The sequence below is a fragment of the Mycobacterium sp. IDUB_17 genome (assembly GCF_055419465.1).
Genome location: NZ_JBVAXS010000001.1, coordinates 441,250 through 466,230 on the forward strand (window position 1 = coordinate 441,250; position 24,981 = coordinate 466,230).

A 24,981-nucleotide genomic window follows, 5' to 3' on the forward strand; every position below is an offset into this window, starting at 1 on the left:
CGCGGCGCCTGATGCTGTTGCTTGTCCGCTATTCAAGCAGGTCGTGCTGTGCCGTGCCCACGGCTTTCGGCGCAATGCCCTGACAAACTCCGTCGGGCGGTGACGGATCGACCGCATCCGGCGGTGTCGAAGGCGCCGATCACCAGCACTCCTCGCAGCGCAGCACGGGCCGCGCATTAGTTTGGTGACGTGCTCAGCGCCATCGCGATCGTCCCCGCCACGCCGGTTCTCGTACCCGAACTCGTGGGTGTGGCGGCGGCCGAGGTGGCCGGGTTGCGCGATGCGGTGATCGCCGCGGCGGGTTCGCTACCAGCGCGTTGGCTGGCCGTCGGCGTCGGCCCCCGCGACGAGGTGTACGGACCCGACTGTGCCGGGACCTTCGCCGGCTACGGCGTCGACGTCCCGGTGGCGCTCGGCCCGGGCCCGGTGGGCGCGCCGGCCGAACTACCGCTGTGTGTGCTGGTGGCCGGGTGGATCCGTGGCCAGGCCGCACCCGATACCGACATCGAGGTGCACGCCTACGCTGCGTCCCACCCGGTAGGTGAAGCGCTGGCGCACGGCCGTGCGCTGCGCGGCCAGATCGACGAATCCACGGATCCCATCGGCGTCCTCATCGTCGCCGACGGGCTGCACACCCTCACTCCGGCGGCTCCCGGTGGTTACCTGCCGGATTCTCCTGCCACCCAGCAGGACCTCGACGACGCCCTGGCCACCGGTGACCTCGCGGCGCTGGCCGAGCTGCCCGAACCGGTACTCGGCAGGGTCGCCTACCAGGTGTTGGCCGGCCTGACCGGATCCGCTCCCGGCTCGGCACGTGAGCTGTACCGCGGTGCGCCCTACGGGGTCGGCTACTTCGTCGGCGAATGGCTGCCATGACGCGACCGATCGCGATCATCGGGCCCACCGGCACCGGGAAATCGGCGCTGGCATTGGCGGTTGCCGAGGGACTGGGCGGCGAAATCGTGAATGCCGACGCGATGCAGTTCTACCGCGGCATGGACATCGGCACGGCCAAGCTGCCCGTGGCCGGGCGCCACGGCATCCCGCACCACCAGCTCGATGTGCTCGAGGTCACCGAGACCGCCACGGTGGCGCGCTACCAGCGCGACGCCGCGGCCGATGTCGAGGCCATCGCGGCCCGCGGCGCCGTCCCGGTGATCGTCGGCGGCTCGATGCTCTACATCCAGTCGCTGCTCGACGAATGGACGTTTCCGGCGACCGATCCAGCGGTGCGGGCCCGGTGGGAAGGCCGGCTGGCCGAGGTGGGAGTGGCCGCCCTGCATGCCGAGCTGACCCGGGTGGACCCCGCCGCAGGAGCGTCGATCCTGCCCACCGACGGCCGGCGGATCGTGCGGGCCCTGGAGGTCGTGGAGCTCACCGGCCAACCGTTCGCCGCCTCGGCGCCGAGCATCGGCACGCCGCGCTGGGACACCGCGATCATCGGATTGGATTGGGAGACATCTGTTCTCGATGCGCGCCTGGAACAACGCACCGACCTGATGTTCGCCGACGGCCTGGTGGACGAGGTGCGGACACTGATCGGCCGGGGACTGCGTGACGGGGTCACCGCTGCGCGGGCGCTCGGTTACGCGCAGGTGCTGGCCGACCTCGACGCCGGGGGAGACGGCGCCGCCGCCCTGGAGCCCACTTTCATCGGCACCCGCCGCTACGTGCGCCGGCAGCGCTCCTGGTTCCGGCGCGACCATCGGGTGGTGTGGCTGGACGGGGCCGCCGACGGACTGGTGCACGACGCGCTGCGGGCGTGGCGGCACGTATCCTGATCAGGTGATCTTCGCCAAAGGGCACGGCACCCAGAACGATTTCGTGGTGCTGCCCGACCTCGACGCCGCGCTGTCGCTGACCCCGGCCGCCGTGGCCGCGCTGTGCGACCGCCGCCGCGGCCTGGGCGCCGACGGCGTGCTGCGGGTGACGACTGCCGGGGCCGCGCAGGCCGCCGGCGTCTTCGAGCGACTGCCCGACGGGGTTGCGGCCTCCGACTGGTACATGGACTACCGCAACGCCGACGGCTCGATCGCGCAGATGTGCGGCAACGGGGTGAGGGTGTTCGCGCACTACCTGCGCGCCTCCGGCCTGGAATCCGCCGACGAGTTCGTGGTGGGCTCGCTGGCCGGCCCACGCCCCGTGGTGCTGCACAGCGTCGACGCCACCACTGCGGACGTGACCGTCGAGATGGGCAAGGCCAACCGGTTCGGCACGGGAACCGCGGTGGTCGGTGGCCGCCGCGTCAGCGGTGTGGCCGTCGACGTGGGCAATCCGCATCTGGCGTGTGTCGGGCTGACCGAGGGGGAGTTGGCGGCGCTCGACGTCGCGGCGCCGGTGTCCTTCGACGAGCAGCTGTTCCCCGAGGGGGTCAACGTCGAGGTCCTCACCGTCCCGGTCGATGGTGCGGTGTCGATGCGCGTGCACGAGCGTGGTGTCGGCGAGACCCGTTCCTGCGGCACCGGCACCGTCGCGGCCACCCTGGCGGCACTGGCCCATCAGGGTGCCGACACGGGGGCGTTGCGGGTGCGCATCCCGGGAGGGGAGGTCACCGTGACGATCACCGAGTCCACCAGCTACCTGCGTGGACCGTCTGTGTTGGTGGCCCGAGGTGACCTGTCCGAGCAGTGGTGGAACGCTGAGCACAAGTAATTGGAGTGCGGGCGGCCCGATCCACGTGACAACCTGTAAGTACATATGACTCATCCAGAACATCCCGTCACCCCCAGCACAGGCGAGCTGGCCCTCGAAGACCGCGCATCGCTGCGCCGCGTCGCCGGGCTGTCCACCGAACTCGCCGACGTCACCGAGGTCGAATACCGGCAGCTGAGGCTGGAGCGCGTGGTCCTGGTCGGCGTGTGGACCGAGGGCAGCGCCGCCGACGCCGATGCCAGCCTGACCGAGTTGGCGGCGCTGGCCGAGACCGCGGGCTCGGAAGTGCTCGAGGGGCTGATCCAGCGCCGGGACAAGCCCGATCCATCGACCTACATCGGCTCGGGCAAGGCCATGGAACTGCGCGAGGTGGTACTCGCAACCGGAGCAGACACCGTCATCTGCGACGGTGAACTCTCACCCGCGCAGCTCAACTCGCTGGAGAAAGTGGTCAAGGTCAAGGTCATCGACCGCACCGCGTTGATCCTCGACATCTTCGCCCAGCACGCGACCAGCCGGGAGGGCAAGGCGCAGGTGTCGCTGGCCCAGATGGAGTACATGCTGCCCAGGCTGCGCGGCTGGGGTGAATCGATGTCGCGCCAGGCCGGCGGCCGCGCCGGCGGGGCCGGCGGTGGCGTGGGAACCCGCGGGCCCGGCGAGACCAAGATCGAAACCGACCGCCGCCGCATCCGTGAGCGGATGGCCAAGCTGCGCCGCGAGATTCGCGACATGAAGAAGATCCGCGACACCCAGCGCAGCCGGCGGCTGTCCTCGGAGGCCGCGTCGGTGGCGATCGTGGGCTACACCAACGCCGGTAAGTCCAGCCTGCTCAACGCCCTGACCGGGGCCGGCGTGCTGGTGGAGAACGCCCTGTTCGCGACGCTCGAACCCACCACGCGCCGTGGAGAATTCGACGACGGGCGGCCATTCGTGCTGACCGACACCGTCGGCTTCGTCCGGCACCTGCCCACCCAGCTGGTCGAGGCATTCCGGTCCACCCTCGAAGAGGTGGTCGACGCCGACCTGCTGGTGCACGTGGTGGACGGCGCAGACGACCATCCGCTGGCGCAGATCAACGCAGTCCGCCAGGTGGTCAACGATGTGGTCGCCGAATACGACATCGCTCCACCGCCGGAGTTGTTGGTGGTCAACAAGATCGATGCGGCCACCGACCTCGGGCTGGCGACGCTGCGGCGCGCACTGCCCGACGCGGTATTCGTCTCGGCGCACACCGGTGAGGGGTTGGACCGGCTGCGGGCCCGGATGGCGGAGATGATCCCCCCGACCGACGCGACGGTGGACGTGACGATCCCCTACGACCGTGGGGACCTGGTGGCGCGGGTGCATGCCGACGGTCGGGTGGATGCCACCGAACACACCGCCGACGGCACCCGCATCAAGGCGCGGGTACCGATGGCGCTGGCGGCGAGCCTGAGCGAGTTCGCCACTTTCTGAGCGCTTCTCAGAGCGGGCGTCAGGCCGCCGCAGGCTTCTTCTCGGTGGCGCCGGCCGGCTTGGCCTTGTCTTTGCCTGTGTCCTGGCCGCCCAGTGCCTTACGTACGGTGCTGCGGATCGACTTCGCCAGATCACGCGCCGGCCGGACGTCGCCGGCGCGCAGCTTCGGCCGTTTGGTCTCGGTGGTCGGCGTGCCTTCGGAGTCGGTGGTCGCCTTGGTCAACGGGTTCGCCTTGAGCACATTGAGTTCAGGCAAGTCGGGAAGCTTGGGCGACTCGGGTGCGATGGCGGTGGTGTGCGAAACCTTCACGTTGTCTTGCGCGTTGGCGGTATCCGCGGATTCGGTCGGGTCGGACCAGCCCGGCAACGGGTCGAGGCCAGGGTTGCGTGCTGCCTGGATTCCCTCTGGGATGTCGTTGATGAGGTCGGTGACGAGCTTCACCGGGTTGACCCTCGGCACCAGTTGGAACGGCGTCGGGCTGCCGTAATCGCCACGGTCATAGCCGGTTTCGATCAACGTCTGCATCATCGGTGAGACCAGATCGACGAGTGGTATCACCACGGCGGATGTTCCGGTCGCCGCGCCGAGGTCGATCAGCGGCTGCATGATCGGCAGGTACTTCGCCGGCAGGGTGATGTAGCGGGTGTCGCCGTGTACCTGGCAGTGAGTGGCCTCCGAGCAATTCGCTTGGGCATTCGCGACCGCGGCCTGCACTTGCTCGGGCGTGTATCCGTAAGGCGTCGCGCCGGCCTCGTCACTGCCCTTGGGGGCCAGGTAGGTGCCGTGCACGTATTCGAACCCGGCGAGCGCGTTGGCCAGGGACAACGGGTTGAGCACCCAGGACGGTGCGTCGGCGACGCCGTCGTACTGCAGCGCGATGTCATCGGTGTTGATCACCCCGTCGGGCGCGGTGTCGGTGGGCGTCGGATTGCCGAACGTCGCGTCCAGGATGGGCACGGTGCCGAGTGCTGCAAGCCGCTCGAACAAGCCGCCGTTGGGCCGGTTCGGGTTGCCGATCAGCACGAATGAGACGTTGGTGGGCAACGTCGGGTCGCCTGCGTTGTTGAGATATGCGAGATTGCGCTTGTAGATGCCGGCGACGGTGGCGCCCTGCGAATAGCCGAAGATCACGACCTCGTGGTCCGGGTTGTAGTTCTGCTCTTGGCCGGGAGCCGGTGGGGTCAGCTGTGCACCGTAGGCGGTGGCCAGACTTGAGAGACCGCTCTGCACCGAGACGTTCCACTTGGCGCCCTCCAGTCCGCCCCACCCGGCGAACGGGAACGGCCAGAACTGGGCGATGTAGGGAACACCGACGCACGTCACGTCGGTGCAGGTGCTGCCCGGCGCCACGTAGTACTGGACCGCGTGATCCTCGTAGTTCTGCGACAACGCCGGATTCGGTGTGCCGGTACCCGGAACCACCAGCACCGTGGCGCTGAGCACGACGTCGGCGGTGAAGGTCGTGGTGACCGCTATCGCGGCGGAACCGGACAGGGCCACGGCGCCGACCAGCAGCGACCTGGCAGCAGAACGGGGTGAGAATCGCATCGGCCCGGATCTCCTTCTGCTGACGCCGCGGTCAGCGCTGAAGGGATCCTTGCACCGGCACGCAACTGCTACCGGGAAAACGGCCGAAGTGGTGGCCGCCCAACGGTTTCAGCGTTCCCGGATCACCGGAGGCTCGTGAGCCCGCACCGGGGGCAGCGGGCGAGCGAACTTCTCGACCTGCACCAGGACGTGAGCGCCGGTGCATCCCCGCGCCAGCGACGAGGTGCCCACGTCTTCGGTGAGCACGTTGGGATTGCCGTGCACGCACATCGAACCGGGGTCGGCCGGATCGGCCGGATCGAACCAGGCCCCGGTCGACAGTTGCACCACCGCCGGGCGCAGTCGGTCATCGATCACCACGCCGGCCAGGCACGCCCCACGGTCGTTGAACACCCGTACCACGTCGCCATCGACGAGACCGCGTACCGCCGCGTCAGCTGGGTGGATCCGGATCGGTTCGCGCCCTTGGACTTTCGATGCCTGGCTGGCGGCACCACCGTCGAGTTGGCTGTGCAGACGGGTCGCGGGCTGATTGGCCAGCAGGTGCAACGGATACGCCCGGGCTCGCTGCCCGCCGAGCCACTCCGTCGGCTCGTACCAGCGGGGGTGGCCGGCGCAGTCGTCGTAGCCGAACCCGTCGATGTCGGCGGAGAAGATCTCGATGCGGCCGCTCGGGGTGGCCAGCCGCCGCCCGACCGGGTCGGCCCGGAAATCGGCGAGCAGTGTCAGCCCTGGCTCGGTGGGCAACCGCAAGCTGCCCGCGGCCCAGAACTCGTCGAATCCGGGAACCTCGAAATCCAGCCCGGCAGACCACTTTTCATACATGTGGACCAGCCACTGCCGCGCCGTTCGACCCTCGGTGAACCGCTCGCCGAAGCCGAGCCGATCCGACAGCGCCGAGAACGTGGTGTAGTCATCGCGGGAGTCGGCATACGGCTGCGCCAGTGCGGGCATGGCTACGAGCAGCGGGTCATTACGTGATCCCGAGTAGTCCTCACGTTCATAGGCGGTGGTCGAGGGCACCACGATGTCGGCATGCTTGGCCATCGCCGTCCAGTACGGATCGTGCACCACGATGGTGTCCACGCGGGACAGGGCGCGGCGCAATCTCGGAATGTTCTGGTGGTGGTGGAACGGATTGCCGCCGGCCCAGTACACACACTTGATGTCGGGGTAGGTCAGCGCCAGGCCGTTGTAATCGAACGGCTGACCCGGGTGCAGCAGCATGTCGGTGACCGCGGCGACCGGGATGAACGTCTGCACCGGGTTGGGCCCCTGCGGCAGGGCGGGTAGGCCGCAGCGCAGCGGCGGCAGCCCCGGCTCGTTCATCGACCCGTAGCCGTGTCCGAAACCTCCGCCGGGGATCCCGATCTGGCCGAGCATCGCGGCCAGGGTCAGGCCCATCCACGGAGCCTGCTCGCCATGCCGGACCCGCTGCAGCGACCAACTGACGGTGACCAGGGTGCGCGAGGCGGCCATCCGCCGGGCCAGTGCGGTCAGTTCCTCGGCCGGCAGGCCGCTGAGCCGTGAGGCCCACTGCGGGCTCTTCGCGACGCCGTCGTCGCGGCCCAGTAGGTACCGCTCGAACCGCGGATACCCGGTGCAGTGCGTGTCCAGGAAGTCGAGATCGGCCAGTCCCTCGGTGGCCAGGACGTAGGCCAGCGCGAGCATCACCGCCACGTCGGTGCCGGGGACCGGGGCCAGCCAATGACAGTCGCCGTCGATATCGTCGCGCAGCGGGCTCAACGACACGATCTGTGCGCCCCGGTCACGCAACCGGCGCAGCGCATCGCGGGCCGGATGTGCCGTGGTGCCACCGTGATTGATGCCGGTGTTCTTCAGCGCGACACCGCCGAAGCAGACCAGCAGGTCGGTGTGTTCGGCGATGACATCCCAGTCGGTGGAGCGTTTGAACAGGTCGTCGTGGGTTCCGACCACCCGGGGCATGATCACCGCGGTCGCGCCCAGGCTGTAGGAATGGCGGGAAAAGGTATAGCCGCCAAGCATTTTCAGAAAGCGGTGCACCTGACTCTGGGCGTGGTGGAAGCGTCCGGCGCTGGCCCAGCCGTACGAGCCGCCGTAGATCGCCTCGTTGCCGTAGGTGTCGACGACCCGCCGCAGCTCGTCGGCCAGCAATTCGGTGAGGTCGTCCCAGGACACCGCGACGTACTCGTCGGCACCCCGCTCGCTGCTGGGGCCGGGGCCGTCCCTCAGCCAGCCGCGCCGGACCGCGGGCCCGACGATGCGGGAGCGGTGCCGGATCGAGCCCGGGAGGTTGCCGAGCAACGGCGAAGGGTCGGCGTCGCCGGCCTGCGGTGTGACGGCGGTGATATCGCCGTCGGCGAGGTCGGCGGTGAAGGCGCCCCAGTGCGCGAGGCTCGCGGGGGACTGGGGCATGGCCCGAGTTTACGGGCGGTATCGGCCCTCCCCGGAGCTGACCAACCACCCGGTTGGTATAGGTTGGCCCCCAAATCCGTAACCAGTACCGGAGGTCACACCATGGGCAGTGTTGTGAAGTACGACCGCACGTTGTTCGAGCGGGAGCACGAGCTGTTCCGCGAGTCGTACCGGGCGTTTCTGGACAAGCACGTCGCGCCGTTTCACGACCAGTGGGAAAAAGACAAGATCGTCGACCGCGGCGTCTGGCTCGAGGCGGGTAAGCAGGGCTTTCTCGGCACGGCGGTGCCCGAGGAGTACGGCGGCGGCGGCAACGACGATTTCCGGTACAACACGATCGTCTGCGAGGAGACCGTCGCCGGCCGCTACAGCGGCATCGGCTTCAGCCTGCACAACGACGTCGTCGCGCCATATCTGCTCCGGCTGGCCACCGAGGAGCAGAAGCAGCGCTGGCTGCCCAAGTTCTGCACGGGTGAATTGATCACGGCGATCGCAATGACCGAACCCGGTACCGGCAGCGACCTGCAGGGCATCAAGACCCGCGCGGTCCGCGACGGCGACCACTACGTACTCAACGGGTCGAAGACCTTCATCACCAACGGCATCAACTCCGACCTCGTGATCGTCGTCGCCCAGACCGACCCCGAGAAGGGGGCCCTGGGCTTCTCCCTGCTGGTGGTGGAGCGCGGAATGGAGGGCTTCGAGCGGGGGCGGCACCTGGACAAGATCGGTCTGGAGGCCCAGGACACCGCCGAGTTGTCGTTCACCGATGTCAAGGTGCCGGTCGAGAATCTCCTCGGCGAGGAAGGGCAGGGTTTCGTCTATCTGATGCAGAACCTGCCGCAGGAACGCATCTCGATCGCCATCATGGCCGCGGCGGCGATGGAAGCGGTGTTGGAGCAGACGGTGCAGTACACCAAGGAGCGCAAGGCGTTCGGCAAGCCCATCGGCAGCTTCCAGAACAGCCGGTTCCTGCTGGCCGAACTGGCGACCGAGGCCACCGTGGTGCGGATGATGGTCGACGAGTTCATCCGGTTGCACCTCGACGAGAAGCTCACCGTGGAGCAGGCCGCGATGGCCAAGTGGTACTCCACCGAGAAGCAGGTCGACCTCATCGACCGCTGCCTGCAGCTGCACGGCGGCTACGGCTACATGCGGGAGTACCCGGTCGCACGGGCCTACCTGGACGCGCGGGTGCAGACCATTTACGGCGGCACCACCGAGATCATGAAGGAGATCATCGGACGCAGTTTGGGCGTCTGATGAGTCCGAACTACCCCGCCTGACGACCCGAGAAGCCCATATCTGGGTCGTCAGACCCAGATATTGCGGCTTTTTTGGGCATGATCGGCCACGTTCCTTGGTTATCCTCACCTGCTGAAGCAAAGTTGTCGGGGCGGGACATTTCTGAGGAAACTTTGCCGAACGAGCGGGGAGAGCGCATGACTAGGCCTGGAGCGAGGCTGAACGCGGCCGTGTGGCGGTTGGCGGTCGGCCTGCTCGCACTCGTGGTCGCTGCTTTGATGGGGCCGGCGGTGGCGTCGGCCACCCCGGAGTCGGATGCCGACGCGGCGGTCTCCGCCGCCTGGGAGGCGAACGGCGGCGACGGCGGGCCGCTGGGACCGCGCCAAGGCGGCGTCTACGCGGTGGGTTCGGGCTTCGCGCAGAACTTCGCCGGGGGCAAGATGTTCTTCACCCCGGCGACCGGCGCGCATTTCATGCAGGGCGCGATTCTGGAGAAGTACGAGTCGCTGGGCGGCGCAGCCGACGGCGATCTGGGATTCCCCACCATCGACGAGGGCGCCGGGCGTGCCCCGGACAGCCGCAACTCGACGTTGAGCGCGCCGGACAACCCCGTCATCTTCTGGACTCCGGCCACGGGTGCCCGGGTGGTCCGGGGCGCCATCAACGCCGCGTGGGACAAGCTCGGCGGCTCGGCCGGAGTGCTGGGCGTTCCCGCCGACGACGAGACGTTCGACGGCGATGTGAGCTCCCAGAAGTTCACCGGCGGTGAGATCTCCTGGAACCGCAAGACGAAGACGTTCACCACCGTGCCGCCGGAACTGGCCGATCAGCTCGCCGGTCTGGACGTACCGTCGGATCCCGCCGCCGCGATCGCCGCGGCCCGTCGGGCGGCAGGCGGGCCGATGGGCCCGCTGGGAGCCAAGGACGGCGATCAGTACCCGATCGGTGACGGCGGCGTCGGCCAGAACTACGCGGGCGGCAAGATCTTCTACACCCCGGCCACCGGGGCCAATGCCATCACGGGTCAACTGCTGGAGAAGTACGAGAGCGTCGGCGGCCCCGAAGGCGATCTGGGCTTCCCGACCGCCAGCGAGTCCGAGGGCGGGCTGGGCCCGAACAGCCGGATCAGCACCTTCGCCGCGGCCGACAACCCCGTCATCTTCTGGACCCCCGACTACGGCGCGGTGATCGTCCGGGGCGCGATGAAGGCGGCCTGGGACAAGCTGGGCGGGGCGAAGGGCGCACTGGGCGCCCCGATGGCCGACCAGACCGAAGACGGCACCGTCGTCAGCCAGCGGTTCAGCGGGGGAGCGATCTCCTGGGACCGCGATGCCAACAAGTTCACCACCGAGCCCTCGAAACTCGCCTCCGAGTTGAGTGGCCTGCAGGTTCCGGGTGTCGGGCAGCCTCATGCCGGTGGTCCGCAGCCGTCGGGCGCGGATGCGAAGAAGCCGTTCAGCTGGCATTGGAGCTGGTGGTGGCTGATCGCGGTGGTTCCGGTGCTGCTGCTCGCGGGTCTGATCGTGGGGGCGGCACTGTGGCACCGTCGCCGTGCCGGTGGCGATGACGACTTCGACCACGATCCGTTCGACGATGACTACGACGGTGCCGGCGAACCGCAGTATGACGACGGCCGCTACGACGAAGCGCACTACGAATCGCGGGGATACGACCACGACGAGTTCGCCGACGACCGGGGCGCCGATGCGGCGAGCGGGTACCGGCCGAGCACTGCCTACGGTGCCGGTGAAGCCTCGACGGCGCGTTTCGCCGGGCCGGGTGAGGATTCGGCGAGCGGTGTGGCGTCCCCGTTCGACGGCCCGACCGATATCGCGATCCCGGTCAGCCAGTGGGCCGCTCCCCACGGATCGGCCAGTGGCTACGGATCACCGGGCGAGGACGACGAGCCGCCGGAGGATTCCTCACGGCTGGCCGGCCCGGAGGCGGGACAGGGCTTCGACGACTACGACGACGGCTACCAGGACGATGACGACTTCGAAGAGGATGACTTCGACGACGATTTCGAAGAGGACGAGGACCTCGACACCCCCATCGATGCGGACTTCGAGGAAGTCGCCGAGGGTGACGCCGACGACGAGATCGAAGCCGAACTCGCAGACGACGACATGGTGGATACAGGGGCATTCGCAGGTCCGGCCGGCGGCGCACGCGAGGCGCAAGGTTTCGCGGCGTTGAGCGGCCTGGCCGTGCCGAGCGATCAGGACAATGTCGACACGGCGCCGACCCGTGTCATCACCGAGTCCGAGGCATACAGCAGCGAGGCCCACAGCGGGCGACATGCGGCCATCGAACTCGACGAGATCCCCAGTGCCACGGCCATCCACCTACCGCTGGAGGACGCGCGCCGCGCGCCGGAGGGCTACCCCATCAAGGCCGACACGAAGTCCGGCCGTTACTGGGCGCCCGACAGCAGTGAATATGACGACGCGGTGGCCGAAATCTGGTTCGCCAGTGAGGAATTCGCTCGCACCAACGGATTCGTGCGGACGGACTGAATCGAACGGACCCGGCCATCCTTCGGATTCGGCCGGGTCCGATCTCGGTCGGTCAGATCTTGCGGATCACGGTGACGACCTTGCCGAGCACCGCTGCGTCGTTACCCGGGATCGGGTCGTACGCCGGATTGTGGGGCATCAGCCAGACCTGACCGCGGGTCCGCTTGAACGTCTTGACGGTGGCCTCGCCGTCGATCATGGCCGCCACGATCTCCCCGTTGTCGGCCACGCTCTGTTGGCGCACCACCACCCAGTCGCCGTCGCAGATGGCGGCGTCGACCATCGAGTCCCCGACGACCTTGAGCAGGAACAGCGAGCCCTCGCCGACCAGTTCGCGGGGTAGCGGGAAGACATCCTCGACGGCCTGCTCGGCCAGGATGGGACCGCCTGCGGCAATACGCCCAAGCACCGGGACGAACGTCGGCTCGGGAAGCGCGTCGGAGCCGGCCACGTCGGTGGACACCACCGCGGCTGCCGGATCGTCGGCGCCACGCACGTCGACCGCGCGCGGCCGGTTGGGGTCGCGTCGTAGGTAACCCTTGCGTTCCAGGGTGCGCAACTGATGGGCGACCGACGACGTCGAGGTCAGGCCGACCGCGTCGCCGATCTCACGGATGCTGGGCGGGTAGCCGCGACTGGTGACCGACGCCCGGATCACGTCGAGAATTGTCCGTTGCCGGTCGGTGAGGCCGCCCTCGGCCCGGCGTGGGCCCGCGCCGTCCGATCCGGCCGGGCGGTCGGTGCTGCCATCCCTGCTGCGGTCGTCGCTCATGGGGCCGAATGTAGTCGCTGGTCGAGCATTAATCAAACATGTGTTCGACGTGTGTCGCGGGCGTGTCCGCAGGTGGGATGCGCGAGGGCCGTCGCGTGGGCGGTGTGCGGGATTTGTGGCCCGAACTTGTCGGTACCCCGTTCTATCGTTTGGCAACAGTTCGATCACATGTTCTATCCATCGAACACTTGAGCGACTATGTTCGAACACAAGAGCGAATACGTCCCACCGAAAGGCAGTCAGATGGCGATCATCGATATCCCCGCCGATAGCCGTTCCCGCGCTGTTCGGGCCACTCCGCAGTCGCAGTCGCCCCGCGCCCAGTTCGGCGCGGGCGCACCCCGGCCGGTGCGCCGGGTCCAGCGGCCGGCGCCGTCCCGTCCCGCCGGCGGTGCGGTCCGGTACCGCGGAACCGGAGTGCTGATGTCGCGGGCATCTCATCGCAGCCGGCCCATCACGCCGCTGACCACGGTCCTGTTGGCGCTGGTCGCCGCCGGCATCACGGTGTGGCTGGGGTTGGTGGCCCAACTCGGCGGGGTCATGGGGTCCGAGACGCCGACGCCGACCGAACTGGCGGTGGTCCAGGTGAAGTCGGGGGAGACGCTGCAGCAGGTGGCCCGGCGGGTCGCCCCGGATGCCCCGGTGTCCCGGGTCGTCGAGCAGATCCGTGACCTCAACCAGCTCGACTCCGTGGCAGTCGACGCAGGGCAGACGCTGCTCGCCCCGGTTGGCTGAGCAGTGCGATGACCGTTGAATCGTCGTGGCTGCCAGCCACACTGGCCGGCGTCGGCGTGAGCCGCTACACCCCACTGGACCCGGCGGTGAGTCTCCCGTTGGCATCGCGGGTACGCTCAAGGGCGCTCGAGCTAGTTGTCCGGCGGCATGACGAAGGAGCGGTAATGCATTGTCCGTTCTGCCGTCACCCTGATTCGCGTGTGGTCGATTCGCGCGAGACCGATGAAGGGCAGGCCATCCGGCGCCGTCGGTCCTGCCCCGAGTGTGGACGTCGATTCACCACAGTGGAGACAGCTGTGCTGGCCGTGGTGAAGCGCAGCGGGGTGACCGAGCCGTTCAGCCGCGAGAAGGTCGTCCGCGGGGTACGCCGGTCCTGCCAGGGCAGGCAGGTCGATGACGACGCCCTCAACGTATTGGCGCAGAAGGTCGAGGACGCCGTCCGCGGACTCGGCACGCCGGAGATCCCCAGCCACGAGGTCGGTTTGGCGATCCTGGGACCGTTGCGCGAACTGGACGAGGTCGCCTACTTGAGGTTCGCCTCGGTGTATCGGTCGTTTTCGTCAGCCGAGGACTTCGAGCGCGAGATCGAGGCGCTGCGGGCCCACCGCGCCGAGGCGTAGTTCGATCCAGGTTCAGTCCAGTCGGGTGGTGCCATCGCTGACGACGCGGCCGGCCAGGCGAACCCAGCCCTCCGGACTCCAGCGGGTCTCGATCACCGAGCCCTTGCCCTGGATGATCGTCAGATCCCGGCTGAGATAGTCGGTCATGCGTACCGCCGCCGCCCCGGTGGCCTCATCCTCCGGAATGCCCAGGTGCGGCGCGAACGACCTGGAGCGCAAGGTTCCGTTCGCCTCGTCGATCCAGGCCCACAGATAGTTCTCCTCGGCATCGTCGAAGTCGTCGGGGTCGGCGGAGAGCAACTCATCGACAGAGGCCAAGTCATAGATGGCGAACTCCGGAGCCCATTCCGAGCGCGCATTGACGACGGCGCGATCTCCGTCGTACTCGACCTGGAGGATCCCCGCGGGCACTCGCAGGGTGTGGACCGGCAACCCGGTCTCACGCAGCCACCACGACGCGCCGACCGTCGGGTGCCCGGCGAACGGGAGTTCGGTGGCCGGGGTGAAGATGTGGGCGCTGGCCGAGTTACCGCCTGGCTGTGGCAGATCGATGAATATGGTTTCGCTGTAACCCAATTCGGTGGCGATCCGCTGCCGGTCCCCGGGGGCGACGGTGCTGTTGTCGACCACCCCGAGCGGATTGCCGTACTTGCCTTCGGAGTCGGTGAACACTCGTAACACGGTGACGTCGATGGCCATAGATCGATGCTACGTCGCAGCTCACGCTCCCCGGGCGGACCGCCCGGGGCCGATGTGGGTGAGAAGGGTCAGGTGGCGCTGCGCTCGTCGGCGTCCATCGCGTCGAGCACCGCGATCTGGGTGTCGAACGGCCCGGTCATCGCCGATTCGGTCCGCCCGCTGCGCAGCAGGCTGCGGAGCCGGTCCTGGTCGTAGACCGACGGTTCGGTCGTGTCGATGAAGCGTTCGACCACCTCGACGAAGCGGTCGGGATCGTCGTGGAACGGAAAATGCCCGGATCCGGAGAAAATCTCCAACCGGGAACCGGGCATTGCGGCGTGGGCCATCCGGGCGTGGCTGACGGGGATCACCGAGTCGCAGTCGCCCCAGATCAGTTGCACGGGAACGGATTCGGTCAAGTAACAGCGGTCCAGCATGGTGACGACCTGGCCACGCCAGTCCACGACGGCGCGCAGGGTCCGGGCGAACGCCGCCGATGCCGTTGGCTCCGGCAGGTCGGCCAGGATGCGCACCATGTCCGGGATGTCATGCCCGAGGCCGGTTGAGCCCAACACCGCGCCCGCGGCCCGGCCGGCCAGCTGCAATGCCGGCAGCACCAGCGGCAGCCGCAGCAGTGCCAGCGCCTCACTGCCCATCGGCAGGGAGGCAACCCGCAACGCCACGTTGACGTCCTTGGTGACCCCACCGGCGCCGACCAGGATGAGACGGTCGACCAATTGAGGGAACTGATAGGCGAATTGCATCGCCACGCCGCCGCCCAGAGAATGCCCGACCACGGTCACCCGGTCGATGTCGAGCACGCTCAGCAGGTCGCGCATGCCGTTGGCGTACGCCGCCACCGAATAGTCCGCGCGCGGCTTGTCGGAGCTGCCGTGACCGAGAAGATCCGGGGCGATCACGGTGAACCGCTGCGCCAGCGCCGATTGCACGGTGTGCCACGTCGTGGAGTTGTCACCGATGCCGTGGATCAGCAGGATCGCCGGTCCGGATCCGGCCACCCGGAAGGCGCGCCGGTATCCGTGGATGGTGCGGTACTCGAGCGTCGGGGCGAGCTCGCGCACGGACCGCAGATGGGGTTTGCGCTCAGTCATGCTGGTCAACCTCGCTCTCGGCCCGCCACCGGGCTGCTATGAGTGGTTGTCGCCGTTCGGGAATCCGTCGCCGAAGCCATCCCGTCCGTCTTTGTACTTGTCGTCTTTGTACTTGTCACCGGTCTGCTGGGCGAGGAACCGTTCGAACTCGGCTCCCAACTCGTCACCGCTGGGCAGTTCCTCGTCACGCGCCAGCAGGGACCGATTTTCCTGTGCGGCAACGAAAGCATCGTACTGGCGCTCCAACCCGGTCACCACTTGGGCGACCTCGGTGCTGGCCTCTACCTGCTCGTTGATCTTGCTGTACACCTCGGCACCGGCTTCGGACAGTTTCTCCAACGGCAGTTGTAGCGAACCGGTCCGGGCCACTTCGGCGAGCAGTGCCTCGGCCGCGGGCGGATAGGCCGTCTGGGCCAGGTAGTGCGGAACGTGCACGGTGTAACCGACCACCTCGTGGCCGTGCTGAGCCATGCGGAACTCGAGCAGGTTGGACACGCTCGCCGGAACCTGGATCTCCCCGACCCAGGGGGTGTGGTCGGCGATCAGCTCCTTGTCGTTGGAGTGGGCGGTCAGCATCACCGGCCGCGTGTGCGGCACCGCCATCGGAATCGTGCCGAGGCCGATCACCCGCCGTACCCCGAGCTGCTCGGAGAGCAGCCGCACCGCGGTGATGAAACGCTCCCACCTCAGGTCCGGCTCCAGGCCGGCCAGCAGCAGGAACGGCGTGCCCACGCCGTCATGCAACGCGTACAGGTTCAGCTCGGGTTCCTCGTAGCTGGTGAAGTGGTCGGTCTTGAACGTCATCAGCGGCCTGCGGGACCGGTAGTCGAGCAGCTCGTCGATGGCGAAGGACGCGACCAGTTCGGTGTCGAGGGTGTCTTTGAGGTGCTCGGCGGCCAGCCGGATCGCGTGACCGGCGTCGGAGAACCCCTCCAGGGCGTGGATCAGCACCGGGCCGCGGCCATCCGACGACGACAGCTGCGGCGCCGGGAACTCAAGCTCGTACATGCCGCTCTGATCGGGCTGGTAGTGCTGGTCGGGGGTGTCGCTGCTGTCGGTCATCTCGCTTCGTCTCCTCGCTGCGGTAGGACGCTGTGACGGCCCACCACCATGCCATCTAGTGTCTCGCATACCCGGGCTGCGGGTTCGTTCCGCCCCGCTTGTGCATGCGAACGCGCCGGGTCGGGCCCGGCATTCCGGCGGTAATCGGCGCGATCAGGCAAAATCGTGATGATGCAGGTGACCCCGATGGTGAAGCTCACAGTCGCGGCGGCGGCGGTGACCGCTCTGGTCGCGGCCTGCACCGGGCCGGGTAACCGGACCGCAGGCGCCGGCCCCACAACGGTCCCGCCCAGCAGCCCGTCGGTCGTGGCCAGCCCGTTGTCGCAGGCCGGGGCCGAGTCGGTGATGCCGGACCGGCGGGTGGGGGCACTGTTCCTCGGCGACACCACGACCCACACCTGCAGCGGATCGGTGCTGGCCAGCACGTCCGGCGATCTCATCCTGACGGCCGCGCACTGCCTTCTCGACGGTGTCGACACCACGTTCATTCCCGGCTTCGGTGAGGGCGGTGGCGATTCCTGGCACGTCGAGGCGGCGTATCTGGACCCGCGCTGGATCGCCGAGCAGGATCCGCAGGCCGACTACGCCATCGTGCGGGTCACCGGCGGGTCCGGCGCGAGCCTGCTCGGGGCGGCCGGCGGCGGGCTGGCCCTGGGGTCAGCGCCTGCGCCGGGTGTTCCGGTGACGGTGACCGGCTACCCGATGGGAGAGGGCGGTAGCCCGCTGGCCTGCCGGGGCGCCACCGCGTGGTCGCCGCAGGGGTTCCCGTCTCTGGCCTGTGCGGGCCTGACCGACGGTTTCAGTGGCGCGCCGTGGGTTTCGGGCTCGACGGTGACCGGGTTGGTCGGCGGGCTCGACGGCGGTGGATGCGACGACGACGTGTCCTACTCGCCACACTTCGATGGCCGGATCGACCGATTGCTGGCCAGAGCCGAGGCGGGCGGACCCGGCGACGCGGCGCCCGCGGCGCTGGAATCCGACTGCTAGTAACGGAACTGGTTGAGCGCGCGCAGCTTGTTCATCACGTCCAGCGCCGCGACCTTGTACGCCTCGGAGAACGTCGGATAGTTGAACACCGCGTCGACGAGGTATTCGACGGTGCCGCCGCACCCCATCACGGCCTGCCCGATGTGCACCATCTCGGTGGCGTTGGTGCCGAAGATGTGCACGCCCAGCACCCGCAGATCCTCGGTGGACACCAGTAGTTTGAGCATCCCGTAGGAGTCCCCGGCGATCTGGCCGCGCGCCAGTTCGCGGTAGCGGGATACACCGACTTCGTAGGGGATCGAATCCTTGGTCAGATCGACCTCGGTTGCGCCGACGAAGGACACCTCCGGGATCGAGTAGATGCCGATCGGCTGCAGGCTCATCATGCCTTTGGTGGGCTCGCCGAAGGCATGGTAGGCCGCCAGCCGGCCCTGCTCCATCGACGTGGCGGCCAGTGCCGGGAATCCGATGACATCGCCCACCGCATAGATGTGGTCCACCTTGGTGGTGAAGTTGTCGTCGACGTAGATGCGGCCGCGGGCGTCGGATTCCAGGCCGGCGTTCGCCAGATCGAGGTGATCGGTCTGGCCTTGGCGCCCAGCCGAATACATCACGGTCTCCGCGGGGATCTGCTTGCCGCTGGCCAGGGTGGTCACGGTGCCGGACGGGCCGACGTCGACGCCGGTGACCTCTTCACCGAACCGGAACGTCACCGCGAGGTCGCGCAGATGGAAGCGCAGCGACTCGATGATCTCGGGGTCACAGAACTCGAGCATGCTGTCGCGCTTCTCCACCACGGTGACCTTGGTGCCGAGCGCGGCGAACATCGAGGCGTATTCGATCCCGATGACTCCGGCGCCGACCACCACCATGGAGGTGGGCAGGGTCTTGAGATCGAGGATGCCGTCGGAATCGAGCACCCGGGCGTCGTCGAACGTCACGCCGGCGGGCCGGGCCGGTTTGGTTCCGGTGGCGATGACGATGAAACGGCCACGGACAGTGACCAATTCGGCGCGGCTGGGGTCCTCGACGACGATGGTGTGGTCGTCGGCGAACCGGCCGTGCCCGGTGTAGAGCTCGATCCGGTTGCGCATCAGCTGGGACCGCACGACGTCGATCTCCTTGCCGATGACGTGCTGGGTACGCGCCAGCAGATCGGCCGGCGTGATCTTGTCCTTGACGCGGTAACTCGCGCCGTAGAGTTCGCGCTGGCTCATGCCGGTCAGGTAGACGACGGCTTCCCGCAGTGTCTTGGACGGGATGGTGCCGGTGTTGACGCACACACCGCCGAGCATCATGCCCCGTTCGACCACCGCAACGGATTTGCCGAGCTTCGCCGCGGCGATGGCGGCGCGTTGACCCCCCGGACCGGAACCGATGACGACGAGGTCGTACTCCTGCATCGAACCCATGGACAACCTGTCTACGCCGGTTGCCTGCTCCTCGCATGTCGGCGAGACCGAATACCGGATGAACAAATGCCTTTGGTTATCCCCAGCACAGAGTCCATCCCCAGCCGGCCGCAACCGACGGCTCGGGTGCCGATCCGTGACGGCGCCGGTTGGCACGGTCGGGCCATGACAACACCATCGCCATCCTCGTCAGAGTTCGACTTCCATCTCACCCGTCCTGGTGCGCTGATCGCCGCACTGCCCGCGGTGCTCGGATTCGTCCCGCACCGCAGCCTCGTTCTGGTCACCGTCGACCGGGGCGAGTTGGGCTGCGTCATGCGCGCCGATCTGACCGAGGACATGACCGAGCGCATCGCGCACCTGGTCGGCCTCGCCGCCACAGCCGGCGTGGACGCGGTGATCGCCGTGGTGGTGGATGACCACAGTAGGGACTGCCGGGTGTGCGACGACCGCTACCGCGACCTGGCGTCGGTGCTGGAACAGGCGCTCGCCGCCGACGGCATCGAGCTCTATGCCGCGCATGTGGTGGACAAGGTGGCGGTCGGCGGATTCTGGCACTGCGCCGACGGTTGTGGCGAACAGGGGCGGGTGGATGACCCGAGTGCGTCGCCGCTGGCGGCAGCGGCGGTGCTGGACGGTAGGCGGCTCTACGCCAGCCGCGACGAACTGCTGCAGGTGATCCGGCCGGATCCGGTCGCGCGCGACTCGATGAAACGGCCGTTGGCGCTCGTGGCGCAGCGGCCCGGCTGTCCGGACACTCGGCCCGACGCCGAGGTGCGCAGCGACATCGAGGCCGCGATGACGGCGGCCCTGGCGCTGGCTGAGGGTGATGTGCCCGGTGGTGCCGAGTTGGCGCGGCTGGCTGTCGGGTTGGCCGACCCCCGGGTCCGCGACACGCTCTATGCGCTGGCGGTGGGGGAGTGCGCGGAGCAGGCCGAAGCCCTGTGGGCTCTGTCGGCCCGCAATCTGCCCGAGCCGTGGCGCGCGGAGGCGCTTGTCCTGCTGGCTTTTTCGGCGTATGCACGCGGCGACGGTCCGCTGGCCGGGGTATCGCTGGATGCCGCCTTGCAGGCGCGGCCGACGCACCGGATGGCCGGAATGCTCGACACCGCACTGCAATCGGGGATGCGCCCCGAGCGGATCCGGGAGCTGGCGGCCACCGGGTATCGGTTGGCTGAGCAGCTCGGCGTCCAGTTGCCGCGGCGAAGAGCGTGGGGGCGCAGGGCCGGTTGAGTCGCTAGACCTTCTCGACGCGGACCGCGTGCGCCATGTGATGGGGCAGCTCGACCTGCTCGTGCCCGGGGATCACGATCATCACGCCGCCGTGGTCGTTGGCCTCGACGGTGACCCGCGCGTTCGGCACCACTCCGGCGTCCTTGAGCCGGCCGATGAGCTCGGTGTCGCCCTGAACGTGCTCGGTGAGCTGACGCACCACCACGGCCACCGGCAACCCGACCGGGAGTTCGGTGAGCCGGACCAGGCTGACATCGTCGAAGCCTGCGGCGCCGACGCCCAGGTCCGACAGACCCGGGATGGGGTTGCCGAACGGGGAGGTGGTGGGGTTGTCGAGCACCTGGACCAGGCGCCGCTCCACGTCCTCACTCATCACGTGCTCCCAGCGGCACGCCTCGGCGTGGACGTCCTCCCACGGCAACCCGATCACATCGACGAGCAACCGTTCGGCCAGCCGGTGCTTGCGCATCACGGCGACCGCGAGGGCACGGCCCTTGTCGGTCAGCTCCAGGTGGCGGTCACCGGCGACGTGCAGCAGGCCGTCGCGCTCCATGCGTGACACCGTCTGGCTGACCGTCGGACCACTTTGGTCGAGGCGTTCGGCGATGCGGGCACGCAGCGGCACCACGCCCTCTTCCTCGAGGTCGTAGATCGTCCGCAGGTACATCTCGGTGGTATCGACCAGATCGTTCATGCGCGCCTTCCCAGCCCCAACGTCACCGGACAGTCTACCGTTTCCGGCGTTTGAACTGCGGCGCAACATAGCGGCGTCGGGCAGGTCACATCGTGGCGCAAAACCCCAGGACATGCGGGGAAAATGCCTGGATATGCGAAGTGCCCCGCCGGAAACCGGCGGGGCACATCGTCAGGAGGGACTAGCTGGCGTAGGAGCGGAGCCGATCGGCACGCTCGCCGTTGCGGAGCTTGGCCATCACCTCACGCTCGATCTGGCGGACCCGCTCGCGGGACAGACCGAACAACTTGCCGATCTGGTCCAGGGTGCGGGGCTGACCGTCGTCGAGGCCGAACCGCAACCGGATCACCTGCTGCTCGCGCTCGTCGAGCGTGGCCAGCACGTGGCGGATGTCGGTGTGCAGCAGCTCGGAGATGACGGCGTTCTCGGCCGACATCGCGTTCTCGTCTTCGATGAAGTCGCCCAGCGGGGCTTCTTCGTCGGTGCCGACCGGCATGTCCAGGCTCACCGGGTCGCGGCTGTGCTCCAGCAGATCGTTGATCTTCTCGACCGGAATGCCGGACTCCTCGGCCAGTTCCTCGTCGGTGGCCTCGCGGCCAAGGTTCTGGTGCATCTCACGCTTGATCCGGGCCAGCTTGTTGACCTGCTCGACCAGGTGGACGGGGAGACGGATGGTGCGGCTCTGGTCCGCCATCCCGCGGGTGATCGCCTGGCGGATCCACCACGTGGCGTACGTGGAGAACTTGAAGCCCTTGGTGTAGTCGAACTTCTCCATCGCGCGGATCAGACCCAGGTTGCCTTCCTGGATCAGGTCCAGCAGCGGCATTCCGCGACCCGTGTACCGCTTGGCCAGCGAGACCACCAGGCGGAGGTTGGCTTCCAGCAGGTGCCGGCGGGCCGCCTCACCGTCGCGGACGACGGTGGCCAGGTCGCGCTTGCGGTTCTCGCCCAGACGCTTCTTGGTGTTCAGCACGTGCTGGGCGTACAAGCCTGCCTCGATGCGCTTTGCGAGCTCTACCTCATCGGCGGCGTTGAGCAACGCCGTTTTGCCGATGCCGTTCAGATACACGCGCACGAGGTCGGCGGCAGGGCTCTGGGCGTCCAGATCACTGTCGACGCGGCTTGTGGTGGCATTTGCCATGACGGCCTCCTGATCAGCTCGAACTGTCATGATCTACAACGTCGTAGACGCCATGAGAGTTCCCACCGATCCCCGGATTCATGCCCGTTGAGCTGCGGTTTTTCCGAAGCGACCTGAGAATGTCCTGAGAATAGCTAAAGAAGCGGCTCAGCTTGGGGCATCGTCGCCGGATCGCGCTGAGTCCGGTTGCGGTGGCATGAACGGTTCCTTCTGTAACGCCGGCCGCTCCGCGGTCGGGAACAGTGGAATCCGCTCGCCGCGACCTGCGTAGCGCCGTGGCTCCTCGGCGCTGCGCGGGGGACGATCGTTTGCGATCAGCACCGCCATCCAGGGCAGCGGTATCGACACCACGATGATCGCGAGCGAGATGAGCCCGTTCTGCCAGATGTTGTAGGCGACCGCCGCGAGGATGAGCGCGGGAATGCGGAAGGCCATCAGCGTCAGGTACTTGCGGACGCGTTGGCGATGCTGCACTTCGTATGCGGGTGCGGCTTTGGTGATGAGTACCGGGCGGGCTTCCTTGCCGAAATCGTCGCCGAAATCGTCGTCGAAACTCAGCTCGTGGCTTTGTTTCATGCCTCTACTGTTCCACACCTGGACCAGGTGGTGACAGGCGGATTTCCCTATGCCCCGCAGCCAGGCACAATAAAACTATGCAGACCCAGACCATCGAGCGCCCGGACACCGACGAACGCGTCGACGACGGGACCGACGACGACACCCCCAAGTTCTTTCATTACGTCAAGAAGAACAAGATCGCCGAAAGTGCCGTCATGGGCACGCATGTGGTCGCGCTGTGCGGCGAGGTGTTCCCCGTGACGAAGTCGGCCAAGCCGGGCTCTCCGGTGTGCCCCGACTGCAAGAAGATCTACGAATCGCTCAAGAAGTAGGCGGCTGTAGCGGCGGCTCGGCGGACTCGGGCACACGGGTTTCGGCCGGTGCCTGGGCCCCGCTGTTGTGGCCGCCGTTGAGGGCTTTGTCCTCCAGCCATTCCCGCAGTCTCCTGGCGTGGGTGTCCGACGCGGGCCACTCCTCTTGAATGGCCGCATTGAGTTCGGCGCCGAGCATGATGGCAAAACCCAGGAAGAACGCGAACAGTAGAAACGCGATCGGTGTGGCCAGCGCGCCGTAGGTGTAGCCGGTGCTGGTGATCCAGGTCAGATAGATCCGCAGCCCGAATGTGGCGACCAGGAACACGACGGTGGCCAGTATCGCGCCGAGCATCAGGCGGTGCGTCGGGATCGGCGCAGGCAACGAGACCCGGTACAGAATGGTCACCCCGATGAAAACCGCCAGGAAAAGCGCCGGGTAATACCCGTAGCGCAGCACGTTGTCCCAGCTGTCCGGGATGTGTTCGGAGATCGCACGCGGGCCCAGCGCCAGAAGCGGCGCGGCCCCGATGGCGGAGACCAGCATGATCACGTAGAGCCCCAGCGCATAGAAGCGCTGCCGCACCGGATGCCGCAACGGCGTCTGGTCGTGGGCCTCCACGATGGAGTCCACGAACGCCGAGACTGCCGACGACCCGGCCCACAACGAGATCACGAAGCCCACGGACACCACCTCGCCCCGGGCGCCCCGCACGATGTCACGGATCGTCGGTTCGATGATCTCGTTGACGACGTTGGGGGAGAAGAAGCTGTTCGCCGCGTTGATCAGCTGATCCTGGATCGTCGGCAAGGTGTCCGGCCCGAACAGCGGTGCGATGTAGGCCAGGCTGCCGAGCATCCCCAACAGGAGGGGAGGCAGTGACAACGCGCACCAGAACGCCGCCTGCGCAGACTCCGAGAAGATGGAGTCGTCCCAGCTCTTCGACAACGTGCGTCGAGTGATGTGCCAGATGTGGTGGCGTGATGGTGGTACTGGAAGTGGCTGGCCAGTCATGACCAGTCAAGCATTACTGACGAAACGTGCTCCTGCCCAGGCGGGGTGGTGTCGGAGGTTACGAAAGGTGCCGCGCCGACGGCCGTTATGCCTCGGCCGCGCTGGTCTCGAGCACTGCGGCCAGCTCGACCAGCTTGGCCTCGTGCTCATTGGCATGGTGCTGGCAGAAGAGCAGCTCCGCCCCCGAGGGCAGCTTCGCGCGCACGCGTGCGGCCGCACCGCAACGATCGCAGCGATCGGCTCTGGTTAGCTCGGGGCTTGTCAGAGTTGCGTTCATGGCTCCTCCGTCTTCTGCTCTGCGCATCTCGGCAAAGGCGCCTTGATTGCGTATGTCTACTCTGTCAGACGTTTTGGATTCCGGCCTTGTTCCCCAATGGTTCACCGGTGTGTCGTGTCTCACTTGGCCGCCGTGTTGCTGGCGGGGCAAGCTGACGGTATGCATCCATCGCCGCGTGTCCTGGTTCACCTGTGCAGCGTCGAGGACTGGCTGACGGCTCAGCGTAGCGGCGAACACCGTCCGGACTCACTCGGGGTGCAGGGCTTCGTCCACCTTTCGGCTCCGGGGCAGGTGCATCTGCCGGCCAACCGGCTCTACTCCGGACGCGGCGACCTGGTGCTGCTGCACATCGATCCGGAGAAGTTGACGGATCCGGTGCGCTGGGAGCCGGGGGTTCCGACGGACCCTGAATCGATGCTCTTCCCGCATCTGTACGGCCCGCTGCCGGTGGGCGCTGTGATGAGCACCACGGCCTATGTGCCTGACGACCAGGGGCGGTTCGCACCGCTGACCGGCGACACGCCGTCGCGGTAGAGCGCACTCAGCGGCCGGTGCGGCCC

At 67.7% G+C, this 24,981-nt stretch carries 24 protein-coding genes; 12 read left to right on the forward strand and 12 right to left on the reverse strand.

Annotated elements, in window-relative coordinates:
* The first annotated feature begins 189 nt into the window (after positions 1–189).
* The 4 genes from ACZYZ7_RS02245 to hflX are packed head-to-tail and all read left to right on the forward strand — an operon-like array spanning position 190 to position 4,107.
* Positions 190–876 (forward strand): class III extradiol ring-cleavage dioxygenase family protein, encoded by a 687-nt coding sequence (locus ACZYZ7_RS02245; RefSeq protein WP_450068936.1) that lies wholly within the window; start codon positions 190–192, stop codon positions 874–876.
* Complete coding sequence (gene miaA, locus ACZYZ7_RS02250) at positions 873–1,781, forward strand: tRNA (adenosine(37)-N6)-dimethylallyltransferase MiaA (protein ID WP_450068937.1); 909 nt, start codon at positions 873–875, stop codon at positions 1,779–1,781. The genes ACZYZ7_RS02245 and miaA overlap by 4 nt, the downstream gene beginning before the upstream one ends.
* Positions 1,782–1,785: 4 nt before the next feature.
* Positions 1,786–2,652 (forward strand): diaminopimelate epimerase, encoded by an 867-nt coding sequence (gene dapF / locus ACZYZ7_RS02255; RefSeq protein WP_135453839.1) that lies wholly within the window; start codon positions 1,786–1,788, stop codon positions 2,650–2,652.
* Between the two features lie 45 nt (positions 2,653–2,697).
* A complete protein-coding gene (hflX, locus tag ACZYZ7_RS02260; RefSeq protein WP_450068938.1) occupies positions 2,698–4,107 on the forward strand; it encodes a GTPase HflX in 1,410 nt (469 codons plus the stop codon).
* A 19-nt stretch (positions 4,108–4,126) separates the two neighbouring features.
* Here the strand turns inward: hflX and ACZYZ7_RS02265 are convergent, their stop codons facing one another.
* Together ACZYZ7_RS02265 and ACZYZ7_RS02270 are read right to left on the reverse strand one after the other, a co-directional pair.
* Positions 4,127–5,656: a PE-PPE domain-containing protein gene (locus ACZYZ7_RS02265; protein WP_450068939.1), complete on the reverse strand. Its 1,530-nt coding sequence runs from the start codon at positions 5,654–5,656 to the stop codon at positions 4,127–4,129.
* Positions 5,657–5,764: 108 nt separating this feature from the next.
* On the reverse strand, positions 5,765–8,053 hold the full coding sequence (locus tag ACZYZ7_RS02270; RefSeq protein ID WP_450068940.1) for a molybdopterin-dependent oxidoreductase: 2,289 nt from the start codon (positions 8,051–8,053) through the stop codon (positions 5,765–5,767).
* 102 nt (positions 8,054–8,155) lie between these two features.
* Between ACZYZ7_RS02270 and ACZYZ7_RS02275 the strand changes: the two genes are divergently transcribed.
* Together ACZYZ7_RS02275 and ACZYZ7_RS02280 are read left to right on the forward strand one after the other, a co-directional pair.
* Positions 8,156–9,316, forward strand: coding sequence for an acyl-CoA dehydrogenase family protein (locus ACZYZ7_RS02275; RefSeq protein ID WP_450068941.1), 1,161 nt, complete (start codon positions 8,156–8,158; stop codon positions 9,314–9,316).
* 179 nt (positions 9,317–9,495) lie between these two features.
* Positions 9,496–11,814, forward strand: coding sequence for an LGFP repeat-containing protein (locus ACZYZ7_RS02280; RefSeq protein WP_463740103.1), 2,319 nt, complete (start codon positions 9,496–9,498; stop codon positions 11,812–11,814).
* A 52-nt stretch (positions 11,815–11,866) separates the two neighbouring features.
* Here the strand turns inward: ACZYZ7_RS02280 and lexA are convergent, their stop codons facing one another.
* Positions 11,867–12,586 (reverse strand): transcriptional repressor LexA, encoded by a 720-nt coding sequence (lexA, locus tag ACZYZ7_RS02285; RefSeq protein ID WP_450068943.1) that lies wholly within the window; start codon positions 12,584–12,586, stop codon positions 11,867–11,869.
* 198 nt (positions 12,587–12,784) lie between these two features.
* Between lexA and ACZYZ7_RS02290 the strand changes: the two genes are divergently transcribed.
* Positions 12,785–13,321 carry a LysM peptidoglycan-binding domain-containing protein gene (locus tag ACZYZ7_RS02290; RefSeq protein ID WP_463740104.1) on the forward strand — a complete coding sequence of 179 codons (537 nt, stop codon included), beginning with the start codon at positions 12,785–12,787 and terminating at the stop codon, positions 13,319–13,321.
* A 164-nt stretch (positions 13,322–13,485) separates the two neighbouring features.
* Complete coding sequence (nrdR, locus tag ACZYZ7_RS02295; protein ID WP_450068945.1) at positions 13,486–13,941, forward strand: transcriptional regulator NrdR; 456 nt, start codon at positions 13,486–13,488, stop codon at positions 13,939–13,941.
* Between the two features lie 12 nt (positions 13,942–13,953).
* Here the strand turns inward: nrdR and ACZYZ7_RS02300 are convergent, their stop codons facing one another.
* From ACZYZ7_RS02300 to ACZYZ7_RS02310, 3 genes are all read right to left on the reverse strand, one after another.
* On the reverse strand, positions 13,954–14,640 hold the full coding sequence (locus ACZYZ7_RS02300) for a PhzF family phenazine biosynthesis protein (RefSeq protein WP_135453847.1): 687 nt from the start codon (positions 14,638–14,640) through the stop codon (positions 13,954–13,956).
* Positions 14,641–14,708: 68 nt separating this feature from the next.
* Positions 14,709–15,731, reverse strand: coding sequence for an alpha/beta fold hydrolase (locus ACZYZ7_RS02305; RefSeq protein WP_135453848.1), 1,023 nt, complete (start codon positions 15,729–15,731; stop codon positions 14,709–14,711).
* 36 nt (positions 15,732–15,767) lie between these two features.
* A complete protein-coding gene (locus ACZYZ7_RS02310) occupies positions 15,768–16,793 on the reverse strand; it encodes a proteasome assembly chaperone family protein (RefSeq protein WP_135453849.1) in 1,026 nt (341 codons plus the stop codon).
* 186 nt (positions 16,794–16,979) lie between these two features.
* Here ACZYZ7_RS02310 and ACZYZ7_RS02315 point away from each other — a divergent pair, with 186 nt between their 5' ends.
* Positions 16,980–17,780, forward strand: coding sequence for a trypsin-like serine peptidase (locus tag ACZYZ7_RS02315; RefSeq protein ID WP_286174845.1), 801 nt, complete (start codon positions 16,980–16,982; stop codon positions 17,778–17,780).
* Here ACZYZ7_RS02315 and sthA read toward each other — a convergent pair.
* Positions 17,777–19,183, reverse strand: coding sequence for a Si-specific NAD(P)(+) transhydrogenase (gene sthA, locus ACZYZ7_RS02320; RefSeq protein WP_450069254.1), 1,407 nt, complete (start codon positions 19,181–19,183; stop codon positions 17,777–17,779). The two genes, ACZYZ7_RS02315 and sthA, sit on opposite strands and share 4 nt — an antisense overlap.
* A 174-nt stretch (positions 19,184–19,357) precedes the next feature.
* On the opposite strand from sthA, the gene ACZYZ7_RS02325 reads away from it, so the two are divergent.
* Positions 19,358–20,425 carry a DUF4192 domain-containing protein gene (locus tag ACZYZ7_RS02325; RefSeq protein WP_450068946.1) on the forward strand — a complete coding sequence of 356 codons (1,068 nt, stop codon included), beginning with the start codon at positions 19,358–19,360 and terminating at the stop codon, positions 20,423–20,425.
* A gap of 4 nt (positions 20,426–20,429) precedes the next feature.
* Here ACZYZ7_RS02325 and ACZYZ7_RS02330 read toward each other — a convergent pair whose 3' ends face one another.
* The 3 genes from ACZYZ7_RS02330 to ACZYZ7_RS02340 form a co-directional block, all read right to left on the reverse strand.
* Positions 20,430–21,119, reverse strand: a complete 690-nt coding sequence (locus tag ACZYZ7_RS02330) for a metal-dependent transcriptional regulator (RefSeq protein ID WP_036444961.1) — start codon at positions 21,117–21,119, stop codon at positions 20,430–20,432.
* Between the two features lie 181 nt (positions 21,120–21,300).
* Positions 21,301–22,290, reverse strand: coding sequence for a sigma-70 family RNA polymerase sigma factor (locus tag ACZYZ7_RS02335; RefSeq protein ID WP_286174847.1), 990 nt, complete (start codon positions 22,288–22,290; stop codon positions 21,301–21,303).
* A gap of 117 nt (positions 22,291–22,407) precedes the next feature.
* Positions 22,408–22,836: a DUF3099 domain-containing protein gene (locus ACZYZ7_RS02340; RefSeq protein ID WP_450068947.1), complete on the reverse strand. Its 429-nt coding sequence runs from the start codon at positions 22,834–22,836 to the stop codon at positions 22,408–22,410.
* A gap of 77 nt (positions 22,837–22,913) precedes the next feature.
* Between ACZYZ7_RS02340 and ACZYZ7_RS02345 the strand changes: the two genes are divergently transcribed.
* Entirely contained in the window at positions 22,914–23,150 is a 237-nt protein-coding gene (locus tag ACZYZ7_RS02345; protein WP_044517849.1) for a DUF3039 domain-containing protein, read from the forward strand.
* Here the strand turns inward: ACZYZ7_RS02345 and ACZYZ7_RS02350 are convergent.
* Both ACZYZ7_RS02350 and ACZYZ7_RS02355 read right to left on the reverse strand, forming a co-directional pair.
* Entirely contained in the window at positions 23,140–24,144 is a 1,005-nt protein-coding gene (locus tag ACZYZ7_RS02350; RefSeq protein ID WP_135453855.1) for a YihY/virulence factor BrkB family protein, read from the reverse strand. The two genes, ACZYZ7_RS02345 and ACZYZ7_RS02350, sit on opposite strands and share 11 nt — an antisense overlap.
* An 85-nt stretch (positions 24,145–24,229) precedes the next feature.
* Positions 24,230–24,421 (reverse strand): DUF7455 domain-containing protein, encoded by a 192-nt coding sequence (locus ACZYZ7_RS02355; RefSeq protein ID WP_003880579.1) that lies wholly within the window; start codon positions 24,419–24,421, stop codon positions 24,230–24,232.
* A gap of 159 nt (positions 24,422–24,580) precedes the next feature.
* On the opposite strand from ACZYZ7_RS02355, the gene ACZYZ7_RS02360 reads away from it, so the two are divergent.
* Entirely contained in the window at positions 24,581–24,955 is a 375-nt protein-coding gene (locus ACZYZ7_RS02360) for a DUF952 domain-containing protein (protein ID WP_450068948.1), read from the forward strand.
* Positions 24,956–24,981: the final 26 nt, after the last annotated feature.